The following is a 21,075-nucleotide window of genomic DNA, read 5'->3' on the forward strand; positions in this document are numbered from 1 at the left end:
ACTGACCCTCATTCTCCCGGGCCGTCTCCCTGCGTCGTGCCGCCCAGTCGCAGCATGACCTTGCTGCTTCCGCTGGCGGCGGCCACGGCCAGCGCCTCGTCCGCCCGCGCGAGGTCGAAGCGGTGGCTGATGACCGGGGACACGTCCAGTCCGTCCCGCATCGCGAGCAGCGCCTCGTCCATCTCCTCGACGAAGCGGTACGAGCCGATCCAGGTGATCTCCCTGGTCACCAGGTCACCGAGGACGGCGGGTACGGGCGAGCCCGGCAGATTGCCGACCTGGACGAGGGTGCCGCCGCGTGCGGTCGCCCGCAGCACCGGTCCCAGCGCGGCGGGGGCTCCCGAGGCGTCGAAGGAGACCTCGATGTCCTCGGGCAGTTCGGCGCCGGAGGAGACGTCGACCGTGCGGTCCGCGCCCATGGCACGGGCGACGGCGAGCGACGCCTCCGAGATGTCCGAGGCGATCACGGCGGCGGCCCCGTGATGTCTCGCCGCCGCCACGACCAGCGCCCCGATCGGGCCCGCGCCGTTGACCAGTACGGTTCTGCCCCGCAGATCCCCGGCGCGGTGTACGGCGTGGAGGGCCACGGCGAGGGGTTCGGCGAGGGCGCCGTGCTCCGTGGGCACCCCCTCGGGCAGCGGCCGTATCTGCGCCGCCCGCACCACGCGGTACTCGCTGAATCCGCCGTCGGTGTGCGGGTCGAAGGCGGCAGATCCGAAGTACCGGATGCGCCGGTGGAGGTTCGTGCGGCCGGCGATCCGGTCGGGCAGCCGTTCGTCCCCGACAGGCTCCGCGGGGTGGACCGTCACCGGCTGACCCGGCGTCAGCCCCCCTACGTCCGGGCCGAGTCCGGCGATCCGGCCGGCGATCTCGTGTCCGAGCACCAGTGGGTGCCTGAGCGCGGCGGTCCCGGAGAGGCCGTGCTTCCAGTACGCGACGTCGGAGCCGCAGATCCCGCCCCACTCCATGGCGACGAGGACTTCTCCGACGCCCGGCACCGGACGGGTGCGTTCGTCGATCCGCAGATCGCGCGGGCCATGGACGACGACGGCCCTCATACGGCGTCCTCCAGCCGCACCAGGTCGCGTCCGCGGGTCTCGGGGGCGAGGAACGCGGAGACCAGGGTGATCAGCGAGTAGACGACGAGCATCGCGGCGATGGGCCACCAGCTGCCGGTGACGGCGGTGAGCGAGGCCGCGATGACCGGGCCGACCGCGGTGGCGAGGATGCCGCCGATCTCCTTGGACAGGGCGAGCTGGGTGAAGCGGGTCCGGGAGCCGAACAGTTCGGCCATGGTGACGCTCTCCAGGGAGAACAGCCCGAGGACACCGAGGTTGAGCCCGAGGACCATGCCGAGCATCAGGGCGGAGGTGCTGCCGGAGGTGACGAGCAGCATCATCGGGAAGGCGAGGGCCATGGTCAGCAGCGTGAGCGCGATATACATCGGGCGGCGGCCGAAGCGGTCCCCGAGCAGGCCGACCAGCGGCACGGTCACGAAGCCGAGCAGCGATCCGTAGAGGATGGCGTCGGTGGGGACCGCCCGGCCGGCGTCCAGGTTCGTGGCGATGTAGCCGACGAGGAAGGTCTGGATCAGGCCCGAGTTGCCGGCCTGGCCGAACCGCAGCCCGAGGGCGAGGAAGAACGCCTTGCCCTTGCGCTGCCGGATCCCGGCCTCCAGGACGCCGGCCTGCTTCTTCTCCGGGGCCGACTCGGGCAGGGCCGATTCGGCGCGGGCCGATTCGACCAGGGCCGACTCGACCTCCGTACGGGACATCGCGACCCCGTCGACGACGTCCGCCCGCTCCTCGAAGACCGGGCTCTCCTTGAGGTTCCTGCGCAGCCAGACCGCGAAGATCATGAGCGCGAAGCTCAGCAGGAACGGCAGACGCCAGCCCCACGAGAGCAGTTGCTCCTCACTGAGTACGGCCAGCAGGATCGCCCAGAGTCCCGACGCGGCCAGCGTGCCGGAGTTCGTGCCGAGCGACACCAGCGAGGAGACCAGGCCCCGGCGCTTGGCGGGGGCGTACTCGGCGAGCATGACGGTGGCCCCGGCGATCTCGGCGCCGGCCCCGAAGCCCTGGACGAGCCGCAGAACGACCAGCAGGATCGGGGCGAGGATGCCGATCGTCGCGTACGTGGGCAGCGCACCGATCAGGGTGGTCGAGGCGCCCATCAGCAGAATCGTCAGGTAGAGCACCTTCTTGCGCCCGATCCTGTCGCCCATGCGGCCGAAGTAGACGGCGCCGGCGAGCCGGGCGACGTACCCGACGCCGTATGTCGCCATGGCGGCGATCAGGCCGATGGCGGGACTGACGTCGGGGAAGAAGATTTTGTTGAAGACGATGGCGGCGGCCAGCGAGTAGAGCTGGAAGTCCATGAACTCCATGGCCGTGCCGAGCCAGCCGGAAACGGCGGCTCTGGTGAGATCGCGTGTGGTGCGCGTGGCGGGGCCCGTGGGCTCCGTGCGCGTGGTGTCCGTCATGCGTGAACTCCGTTGTTCAGGGCCGTGCTTGTACGGGTGCGGGTGCGGGGACGTATTCGGTGGGTGTCGGGGTCAGAATTCGATATGGCCGGCTCGCAGTGCGGGGAGCCTGGCCGATACGCCGGAGACGAGCGTGTCGTCCCCGGCCAGATCCGTCGCTCCGAGTACCTGGAGCAGCCGTCGGACCGTGTCATGGAGACCCGCCGCCCCTTGCCAGCAGTCGGCGAGCGCCGCAGCGGCGGGGTCCGTCGTACCGAACAGCTGGCCGCCGTCCTCGGCGGGGCGGGTGGAGTTCGCCCAGGCGGCCAGGGCGAGTTCGAGGACCGGGGTCGGCGTCCGGGCCGCGCGGAGCGCGTCGAACCACCGCTCCGGGATCTTCAACGACCCGTCGGAGCCGATCTGCCGGAGCAGGTGCCGCATGGCGGGGTTGCGGAACCGCTCGACGAGATCGCCCGCGTAGGCCGCCGGGTCCGGGCCGCCGGCGGGCAGGGTCGGCCCGACCTCTGTACAGAGGTTGCGTACGAGCCGTTCGCCCCAGTCGGTCGCCAGGACGTCGGCGACGGTCGCGTGCCCCGCCGCGGCGCCGAGATAGGCGAGGGCGGAGTGCGCCCCGTTGAGCAGCCGCAACTTCGTGAGCTGGTACGGCACCACATCGGGGACGAACAGCGCGCCGTCGAGTTCCCAGGCCGGCCGCGGCCCGGCGAAGGAGTCCTCCAGGACCCACTGCCGGTACGGTTCGCCGGTGACCGGCACCGCGTCGCGTACGCCGAGCGCGGTGCGGGCGGTCTGCCGGTCCGCGTCCGTCGTCGCGGGCACGATCCGGTCGACGACCGTGGAGGGGAAGGCGACCGAGGCGGCCATCCAGTCGAGTACGTCCCGCCGCTCCGGCCAGGGCGACGCCTCCAGGAAGCCGCGGACGACCGTGGCGAGCGCGGCGCCGTTCGCGGCCATGTTGTCGCAGGAGACGACGGTGATCGGGGCGCTTCCGGAGCGCATCCGCGCGGCGAGTCCGGCGGCGATCCGCCCGACGACCGTGCCGAGGTCCCCGGTCTCCCGCGCCGCCAGGTCCGCCGCGATCTCCGGTGCGCGGGTGTCGAGTTCACCGGTACCGGGGCGGCGGTGGTGCCCCTTCTCGGTGATCGTCGTCGTGACCACGGTGACCTCCGGAGAGGCGAGCAGCGCGTCGACCCGCTCCGCGTCGGGACGCATGGCGAGCGCTTCGGTGACCGACCCGACGACGCGGGTCGCGGGCCCGTCCGGGCGGCGTTCGGTCACCGAGTAGAGGCAGTCCTGCGCGCGCATCGCCGCCACCACGGGCGCCGAGCGCGGGGCGACCGCGGCGATGCCCCAGGGCTCCCCGGAGCGGGCCGACGCGTGCTCGGTGTAGACGGCCTGGTGCGCCCGGTGGAAGGCGCCGAGACCGAAGTGGACGATACGGGGCGGGAGTTCGCTGGGATCGACGGCCGGGCGCAGTCCGGGCGCGATCCCGCCGAGCGAGGCACGCCCCAGCAGCGCCGAATCGATGCCGCCCGTCGGGGGCGGAGTCAGGTCGCTCACCAGTCATGCACCGACCCGTCGAGGCGCCGCGCGACGGGCAGATAGCGCGCCTGGTAGGGGAATCGCTCCGCCGCCTTCTCGTCGTACGCGACGCCGAGGCCGGGCTCCTCCGACGGATGCAGCATGCCGTCCGCGAAGGTCACCCCGCTGCGGAAGACCTCCATGGTCTCGTCCGCGTGCCCCATGTACTCCTGGATGCCGAAGTTCGGGACGGTGATGTCCACATGCACCGCGGCGGCGAGGGAGACAGGTGAGAGGTCCGTCGCGCCGTGCGAGCCGGTCCGTACCTGATAGAGGGCGGCCAGGTCGAAGATCCGGCGCAGGTGGGTGATTCCGCCGGCGTGGACGACGGTGGTGCGTACGTAGTCGATGAGCTGCTCGGTGATCAGGTGCTGCACGTCCCAGATCGAGTTCAGCACCTCGCCCACCGCGATCGGTGTCGTGGTGTGCTGACGGATGAGCCGGAACGCCTCCTGGTTCTCGGCCGGCGTCGGATCCTCCATCCAGAACAGCGCGCTGTCCTCGACGCTCTTGCCGAAGCGGGCCGCCTCGATGGGGGTGAGCCGGTGGTGCACGTCGTGGAGCAGATGGAAACCGAAGCCGAAGCGCTCGCGCACGGCCTCCAGGTAGGCCGGTGCGAACCGCAGGTACGCCTCGGTGTCCCAGGGCTGCTCGTCAGGGAGCGACGTGGCGGCCGGCTCGTACACCTTGCCCTTGCGGACCCCGTAACTGCCGCCGACATTCGGTACGGCTGCCTGCGCGCGTACCGCCTTGTAGCCGAGGTCCAGGAACCGTTCGACATCGTCGAGCAGGGACGGGACGTCCGTACCGCTGGCGTGCGAGTAGACCGTGACGCCGTCGCGCGAGCGACCGCCGAGCAGTTGGTAGACCGGCAGGCCGGCGACCTTGCCCTTGATGTCCCACAGGGCCGTGTCGACGGCGGAGATCGCTGTCATCGTCACCGGGCCGCGACGCCAGTACGCACCGCGGTACAGGTACTGCCACATGTCCTCGATGCGCGCCGGGTCCTTGCCGATCAGCAGCGGAACGAGGTGGTCCCGCAGATAGCTCGCGACGGCCAGCTCGCGGCCGTTCAGTGTGGCGTCGCCCAGGCCGGTCACGCCGTCCGACGTGGTGATGCGCAGGGTGACGAAGGTCCTCCCAGGGGAGGCGACGAACACCTCCACGCGTTCGATCTTGCTCACAGGTTCCACTCCTTCGGACGATCCCGTACGGGCGCGACTGGTATACAAGCATCGGTCGGGAAGTGATGCAATACTTGTGTGGCAGTATTTGTGTGGCGTACGGCGCGTACGGGCGCGCGCGGGCCGTGCCGTGGCCGATACGGCTGCCGATGCGGCGGCCGGGATGTGTGAGCGGTGCTTCGTCGCAGGTCAGAGCGGCTATCTCGAATGAGAGGGCGTCAGGCGTGACAGCACCCCGATACGATGAGCGCATGCCTCGATCGAACCAGCGGCGGACCAGCCGCCGCGCCGTCTACGCGACGCTGCGCCGCAAGGTTCTGACGCTGGAGTTCCCGCCGGGCTCGGCCCTGTCGGAGAACGAACTCGCCGCATCGCTGGGCGTGAGCCGCACGCCGGTCCGGGAGAGTCTGATCCTGCTGTCCGAGGAGGGCCTGGTCCAGGTCTTCCCGCAGGTGGGGTCCTTCGTCTCACGTGTCGACCCGGCCAGGGTGGCCGACGCGCAGTTCCTCAGGGAGGCCGTGGAACTGGCCTCGCTCGAAGACCTTCCCGGCCTTCCCGCCGAGCTGGACCCGGAACTGGTCGACGAACTGCGGCGCAATCTGCGGGAACAGCAGCGGCCCGGTCTCGGCCTGGAGGACTTCTTCGAGCTGGACGAGGCCTTCCACCAGACGCTCCTGCGCCTCAGCGGCCACGGCAACGCCTGGACGACCGTCGTCTCGGCCAAGGGCCACCTGGACCGCGCCCGCCGCCTCGGGCTCTACGACACCGCCACGTCGTCGGGTTTCGCCGCCCAGCACGTCGAAATCCTCGACGCGGTCCTGGCCGGCGACATCCCCCTGGCCCGCGCGGCCATGCGCACCCATCTGCGGGCCGTCTTCGACGACGTCGAGCGCATCAGGGCACGCTCACCGGAACTCTTCGCGACGGACTCGGGCGCGGTTCCGGTGCGACGCAACATCGTGATGTGGGAGTGACCGGGGGCGACGGCCGCGCGCCCGGCCAACTTCCGTCAACTTCCGCCGACTCAGAGGCGCTTGGCGCTGCGCATCGTCTTCGCGTAGTAGCCGTTGCCGTCCAGGCGTGACGTGCCGCCCTTGTCGCCGATCGTCGGGCCGTTGACCTCCTCGCGGCTGGAGACGAAGATCTGGTGGCCGTCGGTGTCCACGCCCATGTAGATCCCGACGTGGTCCATCCGCTCCTTGGTCCGCGCGTCGAGCTTGAAGAAGACCAGGTCGCCCGGCTGAAGGACACTGATCGACTTCGGCCGCTCGTACGGCGGCGAGCCCCCCGACAGCTTGATGATGTCCGTGCCGGTCTGCGAACGCGCCATGCCGTTGGCGGTACGCGGCAGGCCGTCACCGCTCTTGTCGTCGGCCATCAGCGGGAAGCGGCCCCGGTAGCCGAAGACCGTCCTGATGAAGCCCGAGCAGTCGATGGAGCGGTAGCGCTTCTGCTCCGGCTGGATGGTGGTGCCGTCGCGGAAGGTGTAGGGGATGCCCAGGTAGTCGTAGAAATCCGACTGTTCGAGCCGGTAGTCCGCGCCCTCGCTGCCCTCGGGGTTGATCGGGCCGAAGTCCGCGTCACCGGCGTACGGGGTGCCCTCGCCGTCCTCCTTGACCGGGGCGCCCTCGACGTACTGGAAGGCGTACGCGAACAGGTCGTCCTCCTCGCTGCCGAAGAACTCCTCGAACCAGTCCTTGAACCACTTCTCCTTCTCCGCGCCCTTCTTCCACGGCTCGGGCATCAGCCGCACCCAGTTCTCCGTCACCACGCGGGACTTGGTACTCGTCGGCTCGGAGAACGTACGGCTCGGCCCGGTCAGCGTCGCGGTGCGCGCGCCGTCGGTGAAGGTGGCGAGCACCGCCCCGCTCCCGGAACGCAGCACGGAGCGCTCGGGGTTCTTCAGCCGTTCCCACTTCTGCTCGCCGGACCGCGCGTCGCCGGCCGACGTCAGGTCCGGGGTGTCCGTGATCGCCTGGACGGCGGGCGCCTTCGCCTGCTCGTCCTTGCGCAGCTCGACGGTCAGGTACGCGCTGCCGGCGAGCAGCGCGATGACGGTCGTCGCGTGCAGGACGCGGCGGGCGCCGCGTTTCTTGGCCTTGGCACTCATGAGAGGTCAGCTCCGTCAGGGTCCAGTGGTCAGGTCAGGTGGTGGGCAGGGCGCCGAGCAGGATGCCGGCGGTGAGCACGACGTACGCCATGAGCGTGACCGTGCCGGTGGCGAGGATGGTCGCCCCCTTGGGCTGGCGGACGAGCTGGTACGCGATGAGGCCCGGCACGATGAAGCCGAGCGTCTGGTTCGCGTACAGCAGCGGGAATTCCAGCGACAGCACGAACATCACCGTCGCCTGGAGGAGCACACCGATGAGGACGACGGCGGAGAACAGCCGCTTTCCGTAGAGGATCACGAAGCGCTGGACCAGGAGCGTGGTCACGTACGTCAGCACGGTCACACCGACGACCATGGCGGCGCGCTGAAGGTCCTCGACGAGGGTCAGGGCGAGCCAGCCGGGGGTGATCATGCCGCCGGGGGAGAGGTTGGTCGTCAGATAGCAGATCAGGGAGAACATCAGGCCCAGGCCGATGCCTATCGCGGCGATCTCGGGCGTGAGGACTGCGGGGATCAACGGGGTTCTCCAGGATTCTGCGGAGTGCGGGGGGTGCGGGGGTTCTGTGGGTGCTGCTGCTCGCCCTCAGCCGGCGCGGGGGTCGGCATGTGTACGGGCTCGAAGGGGCCACGGGGCTTCGCGGCCGGGCGCTGGTAGCGCTCCTCGTACGCCTGGGGATAGGGCTGGAACGGGTCGATGTGGGGTGAGTAGCGCTGGAGCTTCATCGTCTCGTCGTGGCGCGGGTGTTCAGCGGCGTTCGGCGACGCGGGTGGCTGCTGGGCGGCCAGCCGGGCCACCAGTTCACTGGCGGGCGCGATCGCGGGCCGGGGGGTCTGCTGCGGTACGACGACGACCGGCAGGGCCGCCGTCTCGGCCGGGTCGCCGGCCGGGTCAGCCGCCGGAGCCGGCGCGGGCACGGGGTCCGCGGCCCCGGTTGTGGCCGCAGCTGTGTCGGGGTCCGGCGTCTCGTCCGCCGGCAGCTCCGCCAGGTGCTCCAGCAGCAGCTCGCCCTGCCCGTGGATGTTGCCGATCGCGACCAGCGACGACTCGGGCCCGAGCCGCCCCAGCAGCTCCCGCATGAACTCCTCGGGATCGCGCTTGTCACCGCCCAGGTCCACCGCCCGCGAGCGCCAGTCCGCCGGAATGGCGTCGATCGCGCTCTTCGCCGGGTGGCCGATGACGAACACCTGGTCCGGCTGGAGGTCGGGGATGATCTCGCCCATCTGGCCGTTGCGCTCGACACGGTCGGGACGGCAGTTGATGACGACGTTCAGCGGGCGGGCGATCGCGCCCAGGTCGAGCAGCTGGTTGATGTTCATCAGCGTCGACTCGGGGTCGTTCGCGGCGAAGACGTTCGCGAACCGCAGCCGCTTCCCGTCCGGTGTGAGATACCGCTCGACCGACAGCACACCGGGGTCCGGCGGTGCGTCGTACATGCCCTGGAGCGCCGTCTCGCGCTCCACGCCCAGCAGTTCGGCGACCTTGAGCGCGATCGACACGTTCTCCTTGAACGTGAACCAGCTGAAGCCGCGCAGCTCCTCGTCGCTGACCGTCTCCGGATCGGCGTAGATCAGCCGGCAGTTCCGCGCGTCCGCCTCCTCCTGGAGGATGTCGAAGCGGTCCTTCTCCGCCGTGACGCAGATGCCGTCCTCCGGCATCGAGCGCGACAGCGAGCGCGCCACGTCGTCCAAGGTCGGCCCCATCTCGGCGAGATGGTCCTCACGGACGTTGCACAGCACGCCGATCGTGGAGCGGATCAGCTTCGACTGGTTGATCTCCTGGAGGGCCGGCATGACGGCCATGCACTCGATGACCAGCGCGTCGGGGTTGTACGCCGCCGCGCGCCGTACGATCCCGATCTGCTCCACCACGTTGGCGATCCCGAACTTCCGGTAGACCGGCTCCTCGGTGGCGTCCGGGTGGATGAAGCGGGCCGCCGTGCCGGTGGTCTTGGCGACGGTGACCAGGTCGCCGCCGCGCAGCGCGCCCGCGCAGAGCCGGGTGATGGAGGACTTGCCGCGGATGCCGTTGACCAGCACGCGGGAGGGGATGCGGTTGAGGTTGGTGAAGTGGCGGCGCTGCTCGACGACGCCGGCGACCAGCAGGAACGCGGAGCACACCAGCAGGACGGTGTAGAGGAAGAGCACGGTCGGTCAGTTCCTTCCGGCGGGGGCCCGAACGGGGCCTGCGGCGGGGGCCGTTGCCGCCCCGGCGCCGTCCCGCTTGCGTTGTTCGAGCACCTGCTGGCGCAGCAGTTCCAGGGAGCGGGCGATGGCGCCGACCTCGTCGTGGTGGCGCGGGTAGAGCACGGTGCGGCGGTCGCCGTCCGCCAGGGACTCGGCCTGCCGGGCCACCTCGCGCAGCGGCCGTACGACGATGATGTGCAGCCAGCCCAGGCACGCGGCGGCGGCGGTGATGCCGAGCAGACCGGCCAGCACGGTGCGGTTCTGGAGGCTGTACTCGGGGATCGCGAGCCCGGCTGCCGGCTGCCAGCTCACGACCGACCAGTTGAGTGACTTGGCCGCGCCGCCGCCCACGAACGGGGCCGCGCCCGCCACCTGTACGCCGTCGCCGTCGCGGTACACGACGGCGCCCGCGCGGGCGCTGACGCCGGTCTTCTGGCTGGTGCCGGCGGCCAGTTCGGTCAGCCGCGCCGACGGCAGGTCCTCGAAGGCCAGATAGCCCGAGTTGCCGCCGAGGACGCGCCGTTCGGCGTCGACGACACGGATCTGGCCGAGCCCTGGCCGCTTGAGGAGCGAGTTGATGAAGTCGATGCGGAACTCGCCGACGACCGTGCTGCCCTCGCGTCCGGGCAGTTCGGCGTAGCTGGCGATGACGGGCTCCGTACCGGAGTCGTTGAGGACGGCGATGGGGTCGGCGAACGGGCGACCGTCCTTGCCGTCGCCCTCCTTCGTGTCGGGCAGCCGGGGGGACTCGCCCGACTGGGCGAGGATCCTGCCGTCGGCGGCGCGTACGTAGAGCGAGCGGTAGCGCGTGTGGTCGGTGCGGGTGCGGTCCAGGACCTTCGTCATGTCCTCGGGCGAGGTGCGCTCGCCGAGCAGACCGGCGACGGACACCAGGTCGGCATGGCCCTCGTTGAGCGAGCGGCGCACCCGGTCGGAGAGGGTGTCGGTGCGCTCGCGCTGGTCGTTGGTGACCTGCTCCGGTACGACGGCGGTGGCGTCGGCCCGGTTGAGCAGGAGCAGCATCGGGGCGGACCAGACGAGCAGCAGGATGCCGCTGACGGCGAGCAGGGCGCGGGCGCCGATCCGGCCCCGGCGGACGGGCCGTGCCGCGCTCCCGTCCCCGCTTCCGCCCTCGTCCGTGTCGGGGCGCTCCCCGAGGAGCTGGCGGCGCAGCCGCTCCAGCGCCTCCCCGATCCGGGCGCCCTCGCCGTGGCGGGGCACCCGGACCGGCCTGGTCAGATCGCCGCGGGTGAGCCGGCGGCTCTCCAGGAAGAGCCGCAGCAGCGGCCGTTGGACCGTACCGAGCAGGACGCCGACGGCGAGCGCGCCGATCAGCAGTAGCGCACCGGCGGCTATCAGCCCGAACAGCGGGTCGGTCACGCGCGTCGGGTCCTCGGCGACGTCCACCATGGCGACGACGGTCAGCCCGAGGGAGGTGGCGACGGTGCCCTTGCCCGGCTCCGGGCCGGTGAGGGCCGCGTAACCGGCGATGGCGCGGTCGCCCTGGAAGCTGTCGCCGCGCAGGCTGCCGCTGACTCCGGTGTAGCCGCCCTCGCCGGGGTCGTTGGCCTTGAGGGGGTGCTCCTCGGCGCGCTTGGCGGCGACCTTGGCGAACGCCTTGAGCTGCTTCTTCGACCGGTCGACGCCGGTGCGCTGGTCCTCGGTGAGGACCTGCTCACTCTCCGGGATGCCGTCGCTGCTGAGGATGTGGCCGGTGCTGTCGACGACGGCGATGGAGCGGAACTTTCCGAGGCTGATCCCGGGGAAGCGCAGGCTGCTGGAGGCGATGAGCAGTTGCTGGGGCTGCCCTTCCCAGGACAGCACCTGGAGCGAGAGGAGCCGGGTCTCGCCGTTGGCCAGCCGCACCATACGGGGCCTGAGCCCGCCCTCCTCGGAGAGCTTCGCGGTGTCGATGGCGGCGACGGGCACGTTCTCGCCGCGGGCCGCGAGCATCCGGCCCGAGGAGATCTCGACGACGGCCGTGCCGACCCACTTCTGGTAGACGCTGCCGATCTTGTCGACCACCGCGTCCGGCTGGGCCGGGTCACCCGCGTTGAACAGACCGGCGGTCCTGGCCAGGTCGGCGGCGCTCTCGTCGATGGAGGCCCGCATCGCGACCGCGCCGTCCTCGGCGAAGTGCTGCTGCGAGGTCATGACGGCCTTGGGAACGGATTCCTCACCGGCGCGGCCGAAGCCCAGGGCCGTGATCCCCGCGAGGGAGAGCAGGAGCGCGGACAGGACCGCGATGGGCGGGCGTATACCGCCGAGGAGGGACATGTCGGCCCGCCTGCGGACCTTGTGCCGTCGCTTCGCGGGCGAAGCGGCCATGAGCGTTCCCTTTCGGATGTTCGTGAGCGGCGGGTTCTGGGCGCGTGTGCGGACGCGCGGGGAACAGACCCAGCCGAAGGAGTCCGACTCCCATGCCTTGGGGAAGGTTGCACGAAGAGTGATCAGTGTGATGTGTGCGACGTTTGGACCGCTCAGTTCCGCAAACGCGCGCGGGCGGAGGCGCGCGGCGGCGAGCTGCCGCCGCGCGTCATGCTGCCGCGTCAGTCAGGCAGTTCGCTCAAAGGGCGCAAACCGTCCTTCGATGCGCCCCGGTTGAGCATCGTGCCGCGGGTGCGTTCGAAGGCGAGGCGGTACTGGGCGCGTTCCTCGGGGGACAGCTCCTTGTCCGCGCGCAGCGCGCCCGCGATGTCCAGCAGGCGGTGGTCCGTCGCAGCGCCCTTGGTGCCATCGGTGGCCGTATCGGCTTCGGCGTCCGCGTCCGGGTTCGTGTCCGCCTCGCCCTCCTCCTCCGGCGGGATCGTGACGAACGTCGGCGCGTACCGCGCCTGCACGTCCCACCCGCCGCCGGACTTCTTGCGGAACTCGAACCAGCCGATCGCGCCTTCCTCGGTCAGCCCGGACGGCACGTCGTGCCGCGCGAGCTGGTTCCCGAGGCCGTACGCGATCCAGGTGCCGTCCACCTTCTCCATCGGCTGCACCACGTGCGCGTGGTGGCCGATGACCAGGTCGATCCCGGTCTCCTTCGCCAGCCGCCGGGCCAGCTTGAGCTGGGAGGCGCTGGGGTCGGGGTGGTGCTCCCGCCCCCAGTGGATGCTGAGGATCACCGCCTCCGCGCCCGCTTTGCGGGCCGCCTTCTCGGCGGCGGCTATCGCGTCGAACGAGTTCTCGTTGGCGAGCCACGGCTTGTCGGCCGGCACCTCGCGGCCGTTGAACCCGAAGGCGTACGAGAGCTGGGCGACCCGTACCCCCTTCACGTCCACGATCAGCGGCTTCGCCGCCTCCGCGGCGCTGCGCGCGGAACCGGTGTGCTTCAGCCCCGCCGCGTCCAGCGCGTCCAGCGTGCGGTTGACGCCCCCGACGCCGTCGTCCAGCGTGTGGTTGGAGGCCGTCGAGCACGTGTCGTAACCGGTCTTCTTGATCGCCGTAGTGATCTGCGGCGGCACCAGGAAGTCGGGGAAGCTCCGGAAGGGCCCCTTCGGCCCGGCCACCACCGGCTCGAAGTGGCAGATGGCCAGATCCGCCTTGCTGATGACGGGCTTCACCCCGGCCATGATCTTGGTGAAGTCCGGGTCCGGCACGTCCGCGCCGACCTTCTTGCCGACCGCCTCGGGGACTTCGGTGACACCGGCGTCCCGGTACGCCTGCTGGGTCAGCTGCGGATGGATCAGGATGTCGCCCGCCGCGGCGACGGTGAACGCCGGCTCACCCTTGGGCGCCCCCGCGGCATCGCCGTCACCGACGAGGGAGCAGCCGGCCGCCGTCGTCGCGAGGAGCGCGAAGGCCAGAGCGACGGTGCTCCGGGGCAGGCGGCGGCCTATGAAGGATGTGTCTCTCTGTGGTCTCACCCTGATACTTTCGCTCGAACATGAGCCCCGATCCGACCAAAAAGATAGCGGCAGCGATCAACCTGCCGCGAACCGCCGTACTCCTGGCACTCCTGGTGGCGGCGGTGGCCGTGGTCGTACCGGCGCTCGACAAGGCCCGCACCGACGACCCGTCCCCGGGCCCCGGCCCGACGGACGCCCCCTCGTCCGGCCTGGAACGCCGGCTCTCCTCGTACGCCTCCGACGTCGTCGCCGACTCCCGCTTCCGGCCCCCGGACCGCGCCGAACGCGAGGCCCTGGCCGAAGGCGTCGCGCTGTACGTGGACGGAGAGCACACGAAGGGCGCGCGCCGACTGGCCGACGTGGACTTCGGCGTCCGGATCGTGCGGGACGCGCCCCCCGGGCGCCGTTACGCGGAGATCGCCGACCGTACGGACGAGACCCGGCGCGGCTGGGGCCGGGTCTACGTCGACCTGGACACCCCACCGCGCTACAGCGTCCAGGTCCCGCACCCGGTCGCCGACGCGTACACCGAACGGCTCGGCGCGGGCGTCCTGCGCGGCGCGCCCGGCGGGGTCCTGGTGATCGCGGGCGCCCACCGCCGCGCGGGCGACGGCGACGCGGCCGACGTCGCGCACCGCCGGGACACCGTCTTCCACGCGGTCTCCGCCGAACTCGTCGACCGCGGGCTCCCCGGCATCCAGGTCCACGGCTTCGCCGACAGCAGCGTCCCCGGCCGCGACCTCGTGGTCTCCACCGGCGCGGGCACCCTGGCCCGCCCCCAGGCCCGCACACTCGCGACCGCGCTGGACGACGACGGTTTCCGGGTCTGCCGGGCCTGGGTGGACAAGTGCCCGCTCGAAGGCCGGAGCAACAAGCAGGGCAGACTCGCCGCCGACGAGGATGTTCCGTTCCTGCACGTGGAGGTGAGCCGCGCCGTCCGCGGCGACGCGGCACGCACGGCACGGGCGGTCGCGGCGATGGCGACGGCGGTACGGGAGTGGGGCGCCGGAAGTCGGGAACCCGGCGCCGTGCCCCGGGCTACTGGCTCTTGAACGACCGGATCTGGTAGTTGCCCTGGAGGTTCCCCTCCCCGCCGGACGGGGTGGAGCCGACCCGGGAGTTGTAGTTGGTCTGTGTGTAGTACTGCACCCGGTGGTTGGTGTTGTTCCGCACCGAGAGGACGTTCTGCCCGCGCTGGATGAACGAGCAGTTGTCGGCGGTATTGGCCCTCCTCTCGTCGGACCACTGGCATCGGGTCCCGCCGCCGTTCCAGTCGCTGTAGATGCAGAAGTAACCCGGCGAGCACGAGTAGGCCGCTGCGGACGGCGCGACGGCGGCACTGGTGGTCGGAACGACCCCGAGAGCGACGATCGCGGTGACCGTGGCGAGAGCCAACGAACGGAGACGAAGCATGATGAACTCCCTTTCGATACAGGCACGTAGCAGCACGAACTAACAGTTAGTGCCTGAAATAAATCCTTTACGTGACGTACATTGCCATTACTTCCCTCCCGCCCCCAGGCGCACTGCTCCCTGGTCGGGGGCACCCGAAGCGCACCCGCGCACTCCGGGACTGCCGCACGCCTTTCAAGACCACCGGAGCGAGTCCCGACTCCGGCCGACGGGACGGCGCCCGGCGGAAATCGACCTGCGCACGGTCCGCCCGCTGATGCACAGTGACCGCCATGACTTCTCGCGTACGACACGTGACCATCGACTGCGCCGACGCCTACCGCCTCGGCACCTTCTGGGCCGAAGTGCTCGGCGCCCGGGTGTCGGACGAGGACCAACCCGGCGACGACGAGGCGCTGGTGGCCGCGGACGGCATCACGCTGCTGTTCGTGGAGGTCCCGGAGGGCAAGACGGCGAAGAACCGGATCCACGTGGACCTCGAACCCCAGGACCGCACCCGCGAGGAGGAGGTCGAACGGCTCCTGACCCTGGGCGCCACCCTGGTGGAGGACCACCGCCGGCCCGACGGCCTCGGCTGGGCGACGCTCGCGGACATCGAGGGCAACGAGTTCTGCGTCGAACGCAGCAGCGGGGAACGGGCGGCGAGCGCGCCGGTGGACGGGGCCGTACCGGCGCCGTAGGTCGTGCCCAGCCAGTTTCCCGGCCGCGGCCCGATGAGCGCCGATGAGGCCGCATCAATGTTCCGGTTGGTTCACGGCGTTGTCCCGGCCGGGTCCTGGAGTCACCGGTGCCGGACCGGGAGCGTTAACGTACCTGGCCGCGGGGCCGCACGCCTTTGCGGGAGTGGCCTGCTCATGCTCATACGACTTCACGGGGGTACGGCGATATGTTCACGGGGTACGGCACAGCAGGTGCCAGGTCTTCCCGGCGGCGGATACTTCGGCTGGCCGGGGGCGGTCTCATGCTGACAGGCCTGGGGGCCGGAACGGCCGGCTGCCGCGAGGACGTGGCTGACGAGGAGGGCTCCAGGGGAGCCGGGAGCGCCGAGCCGTCCGAGGGCGCCACCCCTCAGGACGGGCAGGCGCCCAAGCCGCTGTGGACGAAGCCGATCTCGGCACAGACGTACGGGGACAACGACGAACTCGTCGCCGTGGACGGCGTGGTGGTGGCGACCGGTGATCCGCTGGCCGCCCTCGACGGGGCGACCGGCAGGCCGAAGTGGTCGCTGGAGGGCGGCGCGGTCCCCGGTGCGCCGCTGCTGCTCGGCAACGGCACCCTGTATCTGGCCAGTGGCAAGTACGACGGCACCGTCGGCGGGTACGACCCGGCTTCGGGCAAGGAGACCTGGCGCAGCCACCTGGGCAAGGAGTACCGGCAGCCGAAGCCGATCGCGGTGGACGAGAAACAGGTGTACGTCATCGCCGAGATCCTTGAGGACGACGGCTCGTCCTACACCAACGTGATCGCCGCTCTGGACACCGGCACCGGCAGGGTGGTGTGGAAGGAGCAGCGCGACGTCGGTACCGAGGAGAGCGGCGTTCACGCCGTCGTACAGGGCCGCCACCTCGTCTACACGGACTTCAAGAAGAACCTCACAGTCCGCGACACGGCCACCGGTAAGCAGGTGTGGACGCAGAAGACGACGAAGACGAACTTCAGTGTCTTCGCCGTCCACCAGGATCTGGTGATCGTCCCCCAGGGCCAGAAACTCCAGGCGTTCAACCTGTCCGACGGCGTTGAGAAGTGGTCCTTGCAGACCGACAAGTTCGACTCGTTCAGGGAGCCGACCGTCCTGGAGGACGTGCTCTACGTCGCGGACAGCGGCAGGACGCTCTGGTCCATCGAGCCGCAGACCGGAAAGAAGATCTGGCAGTCCAAGGACCTCGCGAAGGCGAACGTCCATGTACCCCGGCAGTTCGTCAAGGCGGGCGGCACCCTCTACGGAGCCACCGACCTCGACAAGCAGGGCGGCATCCACGCCTTCGACGCGAAGACCGGTGCCCTGCGCTGGACGTTCAACGACAAGTCCGGCGACTACCACGCGTGGATCGTGGCCACCGACGGCAAGCACGTCTACGCCCTGCACGGCAAGCAGCTCCACGCGCTTCCCGCGTAGCGGGCACAGCTTCTGAAACGTCTGTGGGCTGCCTCCGGGAGGGGGCAGCCCACAGCCCGGATGTCAGCGCCGGAACTCCCCCTCGGCGAGGGCACCGATGAAGGCGGTCCAGGCGTTGCCGGTGAGGACGAAGGCGGGGCCGTGGGGGTTCTTGGAGTCGCGTACGGCCATGGCGCCGCCGGGGAGGTGGGCGCCTTCGACGCAATTGCCGCCGTGGCCGTCGCTGTAACTCGACTTGAACCAGTCGGCACTGGTCAGCGCGTCAACCGTGGTTGTCATCGGGATCAAAACTCCTTCATCGCTTCCTTGATCATGCTCAGGGACTCTTCCGGCCCCGGAGCAAGGGCTTGCAGGTCGGTGAACGCTTCCTCGTACATCTCTACGTCCGCGTCGTGACGCGTCACCCAGTGGTCAGCCAGATTCTCCAGATACACGATGGGCTTCAGCGCGAGCCTGTCGCGGAACTGGAAGGTGGCGAATGCTCCACTCATCCCTCGATGAGCACCGGCCTTGAAGGGGACCACCTGCACCCGGACGTTGGGCACCGATGCGGCCTCAACAATGTGAGCGAGCTGCGCCCGCATCACCTCCGGGCCTCCCACCTGCCGGTGTAGCACGGCCTCACTCATGATCGCGGTGAATTTCAGCGGGGACTCCCTACGCAGGACCTCCTGCCGTGTCATTCGTAGCGCGACCATGCGGTCGATCTCCTCCTGGCTGAGACCGTCGTACGCGCGGTGATGGATGACCCGTACGTACGCCTCCGTCTGCAAGAGGCCGGGTACGTATTCGGACTCATAGTTGTGCAGAGCGGAGGCCGTGGCCTCCATACCGAGGAACGCTTTGAAACCAGGGCTGATGACCGGGCGGTGCAGAGGCGACTGCCACCAGTCGCGCTTCGTCTTGGTCACGGCCGCATACCCCTTGAGCACTTCGGTCGTCTCCGCGTCCGCTGCGTAGATCTGACAGAGCGCCATGATGTCCGAGGTCTCGACGGACGCGTTCTCACCCGTCTCCAGCCGGGTCAGTTTCGACGGGCTCCAAAGGAGCTTTCGCGTCACCTGACGAGATGTCAGTCCGGCATCCATCCGCAGCCGGCGCAGCTCACTGCCCAACTGGAGACGGCACAGAGCGGGCGTTGCCGACTCGATGTCCGTGATCATCTGCTGTCCTCTCCGCGTATTGCCCAGTGTGTCGGTGCTTCTTCGGCCTCCACAAGGAACGTTCTGCGTCTCGCCGGGAGTTACCGCGCCTCGGGGCGAACACCCCTCACGCGGGCGGGATTTCACGAAGAAACTTGATCGTGGAATCCTGTCAGAGCCGTCCCGATGTGGCCGATCCGATGCGAGGCTATACGCGTAGCTCACGCATCGCAGTCGATTCAACTCATTGCGTGAGTGTGGAGATTCGACGACAAGGACTCCCCATGCCCCCCATGACGCGCAGCGCAACTCCCGTCCCACCCATCGCAGTCGACATACGGGACGCCGTCCGCCTGAGCGTCTCGTTCCGCCCCCACACCCGCCGCGTCGCGAATCTGCGCCGCATCACAGGGACGCTTCTGCGGGAGGGCGACGTCCGGGAGGACGCCGTCGAGACCGTGCTGCTTCTCGTCAGTGAGATCGTCACCAACGCCGTTGTGCACGGTGGCGGCGACCGGGTCCGGTTCTCGATTTCGTACGGCCCGAGCGGCGACGTGCTCATCGAGGCCGACGACGGGTCGCCCGCGCGGATCGAGGTCCGTAACCCGGAAACGGAGGACGAGACGGGCCGCGGGCTACTGCTCGTCGCCGCGCTCGCCCGCGCCTGGGGCCGGCGCGGGACCCGCACCTGGTGCACCGTCGACACGCGGGAGGCGTCCGCCTCATGACGTCCAACCGCCGTACGCCCGGCGCCCATTGGCGTAAGCGACCGCTGAGGTTCGCCAAGGACTCGCGGACGCTCCACCGGCTACTCGCCGCCCTCAACCGCCCCCTCCCCATCGACTTCGCGACCATCTCCCGGACCGTCGCCCAGGCCCTCGACTTTCAACTCCCCCTGCCCGAGCGCGCCTGGGTGGACGCCACCACACTCACACTCCGCGGACATCTCCAACTCCTGCTGAGCGAGTACGACGGGGACACGGACGCCCCGTCATCGCTCGCCCTCCACAGGGACGCCTACCGGCTGCTCGAACTCTGCGGCACCTTCGACGCGACCACCCCGCCCCTGCACGCGTACGAGCTGATGCGCGCCCTGGCCGAGACCACCCGCTCGTTCGTCGACCTTCACGAAGCCGCGGGGGAACCGGACCGGTGAGCGCCGCCCAGGCCCAGGCCCTCTACGTCCTCGCGGTCATCGCCGTCGGCGGCTCGATCGTCGTGGCGCTGTGGCGCGGCTGCTGACCGTTCACGTCGAAGTGATGACGTATGTCACTGCCGGCTCGGCAGCGCTCGAAGAACACTGGAATCCGCAGTACACGCACTCAGGCAGGCCGCCGTCGGCCTCTACACCCCCATCGACGTGCTGGTCCGCATGAACGGCTGGCGGCGGGCCGTACCAAGCCCGCCCCCGTACGTCCCTCAGGAGAACAGCAGATGCGCAGAGTCTTGTCCGTCGCCCTCGCCGCCACCGCGGTGGCGGCAACCGCGATACCCGGAGCGTCGGTGGCGGCGACGCCGGACACCGTGCGTGCGGCGACGCCGGACACCGTCCGGTGGGGCCCGTGCCCGGAGGAGGCCGCCGCACCTCGTCTTGAGTGCTCGACGCTCGAAGTCCCGCTGGACTACCGGGATCCGGCCGGCCGGCAGATCGAGATCGCGATCTCACGGCTGGCGAGCGAGAAACCGTCGCAGCGCCGCGGCGTGCTGCTGACCAATCCGGGCGGCCCCGGCGCCGGGGGACTCATCTACCCGGCCGTTCTCGCCCTCGGGCTGCCGCAGGAGGTGCTGGACTCCTACGACGTGATCGGCTTCGACCCGCGTGGCGTCGGCCGCAGCACGCCGGTGACCTGCGATCTGACGCCGGAGCAGCAGGCACGCCGTAACTTCGCGCCGTACGCGCACACCGCGGCCGATGTCGCGCGGGAGGCGGGGAACGCGCGGACCATCGCCAAGCAGTGCGCCGCCTCGCGGACAGCGTGGATGCTGCCGCACACCACCACCGCGAACACCGCACGCGACATGGACCGGATCCGGGCGGCGCTGGGTGAGCCGAAGCTCTCGTATCTCGGTGCCTCCTACGGCACCTACCTCGGTGCGGTGTACACGACGAAGTTCCCCGAGCGCAGCGACCGGATCGTGCTCGACAGCAACCTGGGCCCCGGCGGCTATGACGTCACGGCCATGCGGATGTTCGCCCGTGGAATGGAGGAGACGTTCCCGGACTTCGCGGCGTTCGCGGCCGCGCACCCCGAGTACGGTCTGGGCACCACACCGCAGCAGGTGACCGCGAAGTTCTTCGAGCTCGCGAAACGGCTGGAGGCGACACCGGTCCAGGGCATCGACGGGACGTTGTTCCGCGGGATCACGTTCGACAACCTCTACAGCGACGCGCTCATGCCCCAGCTGGCCAAGACCTGGCAGGCGCTCGACACGGACCGGCCGCTGCCGCCCAACCCGCCGCCGGCGAACGTAGACAACCTCATGTCCAGCCGCTTTGCGGTGATATGCGGCGATACGCGCTGGCCGGGGACGGTCCGCGAGTATCAGCGTAATGTCGCGGTCGACCGGCTGAAGTACCCCATGCTGGGCGGGTCCACAGCCAGCATCGGACCGTGCGCGTTCTGGCCGGACAAGCGAGTCGAGCCGCCGGTGCGCATCGGTGACCGGGGCCCGTCGAACGTGCTCATGGTGCAGAACGAGCGCGACCCGGGGACACCGCTGGCCGGCGCCCAGAAGCTGCGGCGGGCCTTCGGGGAACGGGCCACGATGGTGACGGCCGACCAGAGCGGGCACGGTGTCTATCCGTTCGGCCGCAACACGTGCGCGAACGACTCGGTGACGGCGTTCCTGGCCACCGGGCAGCGCCCGCCGCAGGACCTCACCTGCGCGGCGGAGTCGAGCAAGTAGGAGGAGAGGAGACAGGTTCAACAGCCGGCGGCACCGTCGGGCTGTGCGGCGGGTGAACTCTCGTTTCCCGACACTCATCGTGTGACGTCCGGCTGGCCTGTTCTTCGTGGTCTGCTGTGATCG

19 protein-coding genes are annotated in these 21,075 nt (G+C 70.2%); 7 read left to right on the plus strand and 12 right to left on the minus strand.

Annotated features, from left to right (window positions below; translation table 11 throughout):
• Window positions 1-8 precede the first annotated feature (8 nt).
• The 4 genes from ACIBLA_RS31710 to manD all read right to left on the minus strand — a co-directional run bounded on the left by ACIBLA_RS31710 (window position 9) and on the right by manD (window position 5,244).
• The gene (locus ACIBLA_RS31710; RefSeq protein ID WP_399200599.1) at window positions 9-1,058 is read right to left on the minus strand and encodes an L-idonate 5-dehydrogenase; all 1,050 of its coding nucleotides are present in this window, start codon (window positions 1,056-1,058) and stop codon (window positions 9-11) included.
• The gene (locus ACIBLA_RS31715; protein WP_399200600.1) at window positions 1,055-2,482 is read right to left on the minus strand and encodes an MFS transporter; all 1,428 of its coding nucleotides are present in this window, start codon (window positions 2,480-2,482) and stop codon (window positions 1,055-1,057) included. Before ACIBLA_RS31715 ends, ACIBLA_RS31710 begins: the two co-directional genes overlap by 4 nt.
• Window positions 2,483-2,554: 72 nt before the next feature.
• Complete coding sequence (locus ACIBLA_RS31720; protein WP_399200602.1) at window positions 2,555-4,039, minus strand: mannitol dehydrogenase family protein; 1,485 nt, start codon at window positions 4,037-4,039, stop codon at window positions 2,555-2,557.
• Entirely contained in the window at window positions 4,036-5,244 is a 1,209-nt protein-coding gene (gene manD / locus ACIBLA_RS31725; protein ID WP_363245283.1) for a D-mannonate dehydratase ManD, read from the minus strand. Before manD ends, ACIBLA_RS31720 begins: the two co-directional genes overlap by 4 nt.
• 251 nt (window positions 5,245-5,495) lie before the next feature.
• Here manD and ACIBLA_RS31730 point away from each other — a divergent pair, with 251 nt between their 5' ends.
• Window positions 5,496-6,218 (plus strand): GntR family transcriptional regulator, encoded by a 723-nt coding sequence (locus tag ACIBLA_RS31730; RefSeq protein WP_363245284.1) that lies wholly within the window; start codon window positions 5,496-5,498, stop codon window positions 6,216-6,218.
• 50 nt (window positions 6,219-6,268) lie between these two features.
• Here ACIBLA_RS31730 and ACIBLA_RS31735 read toward each other — a convergent pair whose 3' ends face one another.
• The 5 genes from ACIBLA_RS31735 to ACIBLA_RS31755 form a co-directional block, all read right to left on the minus strand.
• On the minus strand, window positions 6,269-7,354 hold the full coding sequence (locus ACIBLA_RS31735; protein ID WP_363245285.1) for an NlpC/P60 family protein: 1,086 nt from the start codon (window positions 7,352-7,354) through the stop codon (window positions 6,269-6,271).
• A gap of 34 nt (window positions 7,355-7,388) precedes the next feature.
• Complete coding sequence (locus ACIBLA_RS31740; protein WP_399200604.1) at window positions 7,389-7,871, minus strand: poly-gamma-glutamate biosynthesis protein PgsC/CapC; 483 nt, start codon at window positions 7,869-7,871, stop codon at window positions 7,389-7,391.
• Window positions 7,868-9,499, minus strand: a complete 1,632-nt coding sequence (pgsB, locus tag ACIBLA_RS31745) for a poly-gamma-glutamate synthase PgsB (RefSeq protein WP_399200605.1) — start codon at window positions 9,497-9,499, stop codon at window positions 7,868-7,870. Before pgsB ends, ACIBLA_RS31740 begins: the two co-directional genes overlap by 4 nt.
• A 6-nt stretch (window positions 9,500-9,505) precedes the next feature.
• The gene (locus ACIBLA_RS31750) at window positions 9,506-11,866 is read right to left on the minus strand and encodes a HAMP domain-containing protein (protein WP_363245288.1); all 2,361 of its coding nucleotides are present in this window, start codon (window positions 11,864-11,866) and stop codon (window positions 9,506-9,508) included.
• Window positions 11,867-12,087: 221 nt separating this feature from the next.
• Window positions 12,088-13,392 (minus strand): CapA family protein, encoded by a 1,305-nt coding sequence (locus ACIBLA_RS31755; RefSeq protein WP_363245289.1) that lies wholly within the window; start codon window positions 13,390-13,392, stop codon window positions 12,088-12,090.
• Between the two features lie 20 nt (window positions 13,393-13,412).
• Here ACIBLA_RS31755 and ACIBLA_RS31760 point away from each other — a divergent pair, with 20 nt between their 5' ends.
• Window positions 13,413-14,426: a hypothetical protein gene (locus ACIBLA_RS31760; protein ID WP_363245290.1), complete on the plus strand. Its 1,014-nt coding sequence runs from the start codon at window positions 13,413-13,415 to the stop codon at window positions 14,424-14,426.
• Here ACIBLA_RS31760 and ACIBLA_RS31765 read toward each other — a convergent pair.
• The gene (locus ACIBLA_RS31765) at window positions 14,413-14,787 is read right to left on the minus strand and encodes a peptidase inhibitor family I36 protein (protein WP_355185645.1); all 375 of its coding nucleotides are present in this window, start codon (window positions 14,785-14,787) and stop codon (window positions 14,413-14,415) included. The two genes, ACIBLA_RS31760 and ACIBLA_RS31765, sit on opposite strands and share 14 nt — an antisense overlap.
• A gap of 272 nt (window positions 14,788-15,059) precedes the next feature.
• Here ACIBLA_RS31765 and ACIBLA_RS31770 point away from each other — a divergent pair, with 272 nt between their 5' ends.
• Window positions 15,060-15,467 (plus strand): VOC family protein, encoded by a 408-nt coding sequence (locus ACIBLA_RS31770; protein WP_399200606.1) that lies wholly within the window; start codon window positions 15,060-15,062, stop codon window positions 15,465-15,467.
• A 206-nt stretch (window positions 15,468-15,673) separates the two neighbouring features.
• Window positions 15,674-16,903 carry a PQQ-binding-like beta-propeller repeat protein gene (locus tag ACIBLA_RS31775; protein WP_399200607.1) on the plus strand — a complete coding sequence of 410 codons (1,230 nt, stop codon included), beginning with the start codon at window positions 15,674-15,676 and terminating at the stop codon, window positions 16,901-16,903.
• Between the two features lie 63 nt (window positions 16,904-16,966).
• On the opposite strand, the gene ACIBLA_RS31780 is transcribed toward ACIBLA_RS31775, so the two are convergent.
• A complete protein-coding gene (locus tag ACIBLA_RS31780; RefSeq protein ID WP_399200608.1) occupies window positions 16,967-17,182 on the minus strand; it encodes a DUF397 domain-containing protein in 216 nt (71 codons plus the stop codon).
• 5 nt (window positions 17,183-17,187) lie between these two features.
• Window positions 17,188-18,066: a helix-turn-helix domain-containing protein gene (locus tag ACIBLA_RS31785; RefSeq protein WP_399200609.1), complete on the minus strand. Its 879-nt coding sequence runs from the start codon at window positions 18,064-18,066 to the stop codon at window positions 17,188-17,190.
• Between the two features lie 272 nt (window positions 18,067-18,338).
• Here ACIBLA_RS31785 and ACIBLA_RS31790 point away from each other — a divergent pair, with 272 nt between their 5' ends.
• The 3 genes from ACIBLA_RS31790 to ACIBLA_RS31800 all read left to right on the plus strand — a co-directional run bounded on the left by ACIBLA_RS31790 (window position 18,339) and on the right by ACIBLA_RS31800 (window position 20,952).
• Window positions 18,339-18,773: an ATP-binding protein gene (locus ACIBLA_RS31790; RefSeq protein WP_399200610.1), complete on the plus strand. Its 435-nt coding sequence runs from the start codon at window positions 18,339-18,341 to the stop codon at window positions 18,771-18,773.
• Entirely contained in the window at window positions 18,770-19,201 is a 432-nt protein-coding gene (locus ACIBLA_RS31795) for a DUF6415 family natural product biosynthesis protein (protein ID WP_399200611.1), read from the plus strand. The genes ACIBLA_RS31790 and ACIBLA_RS31795 overlap by 4 nt, the downstream gene beginning before the upstream one ends.
• A gap of 278 nt (window positions 19,202-19,479) precedes the next feature.
• Window positions 19,480-20,952 carry an alpha/beta hydrolase gene (locus tag ACIBLA_RS31800; protein ID WP_399200613.1) on the plus strand — a complete coding sequence of 491 codons (1,473 nt, stop codon included), beginning with the start codon at window positions 19,480-19,482 and terminating at the stop codon, window positions 20,950-20,952.
• The last annotated feature ends 123 nt before the right edge of the window (window positions 20,953-21,075 follow it).

The sequence above is a fragment of the Streptomyces sp. NPDC050433 genome, assembly GCF_044458565.1.
Classification (GTDB): Bacteria; Actinomycetota; Actinomycetes; order Streptomycetales; family Streptomycetaceae; genus Streptomyces.

What these genes read in the sequence shown, in the direction of transcription:
- ACIBLA_RS31710 (WP_399200599.1), bottom strand. Translation starts at nt 1,058, where the DNA reads ATGAGGGCCGTCGTCGTCCATGGCCCGCGCGATCTGCGGATCGACGAA.
- ACIBLA_RS31715 (WP_399200600.1), bottom strand. Translation starts at nt 2,482, where the DNA reads ATGACGGACACCACGCGCACGGAGCCCACGGGCCCCGCCACGCGCACC.
- ACIBLA_RS31730 (WP_363245284.1), top strand. Translation starts at nt 5,496, where the DNA reads ATGCCTCGATCGAACCAGCGGCGGACCAGCCGCCGCGCCGTCTACGCG.
- ACIBLA_RS31735 (WP_363245285.1), bottom strand. Translation starts at nt 7,354, where the DNA reads ATGAGTGCCAAGGCCAAGAAACGCGGCGCCCGCCGCGTCCTGCACGCG.
- ACIBLA_RS31750 (WP_363245288.1), bottom strand. Translation starts at nt 11,866, where the DNA reads ATGGCCGCTTCGCCCGCGAAGCGACGGCACAAGGTCCGCAGGCGGGCC.
- ACIBLA_RS31760 (WP_363245290.1), top strand. Translation starts at nt 13,413, where the DNA reads ATGAGCCCCGATCCGACCAAAAAGATAGCGGCAGCGATCAACCTGCCG.
- ACIBLA_RS31765 (WP_355185645.1), bottom strand. Translation starts at nt 14,787, where the DNA reads ATGCTTCGTCTCCGTTCGTTGGCTCTCGCCACGGTCACCGCGATCGTC.
- ACIBLA_RS31770 (WP_399200606.1), top strand. Translation starts at nt 15,060, where the DNA reads ATGACTTCTCGCGTACGACACGTGACCATCGACTGCGCCGACGCCTAC.
- ACIBLA_RS31775 (WP_399200607.1), top strand. Translation starts at nt 15,674, where the DNA reads ATGTTCACGGGGTACGGCACAGCAGGTGCCAGGTCTTCCCGGCGGCGG.
- ACIBLA_RS31780 (WP_399200608.1), bottom strand. Translation starts at nt 17,182, where the DNA reads ATGACAACCACGGTTGACGCGCTGACCAGTGCCGACTGGTTCAAGTCG.
- ACIBLA_RS31785 (WP_399200609.1), bottom strand. Translation starts at nt 18,066, where the DNA reads ATGATCACGGACATCGAGTCGGCAACGCCCGCTCTGTGCCGTCTCCAG.
- ACIBLA_RS31790 (WP_399200610.1), top strand. Translation starts at nt 18,339, where the DNA reads ATGACGCGCAGCGCAACTCCCGTCCCACCCATCGCAGTCGACATACGG.
- ACIBLA_RS31795 (WP_399200611.1), top strand. Translation starts at nt 18,770, where the DNA reads ATGACGTCCAACCGCCGTACGCCCGGCGCCCATTGGCGTAAGCGACCG.
- ACIBLA_RS31800 (WP_399200613.1), top strand. Translation starts at nt 19,480, where the DNA reads ATGCGCAGAGTCTTGTCCGTCGCCCTCGCCGCCACCGCGGTGGCGGCA.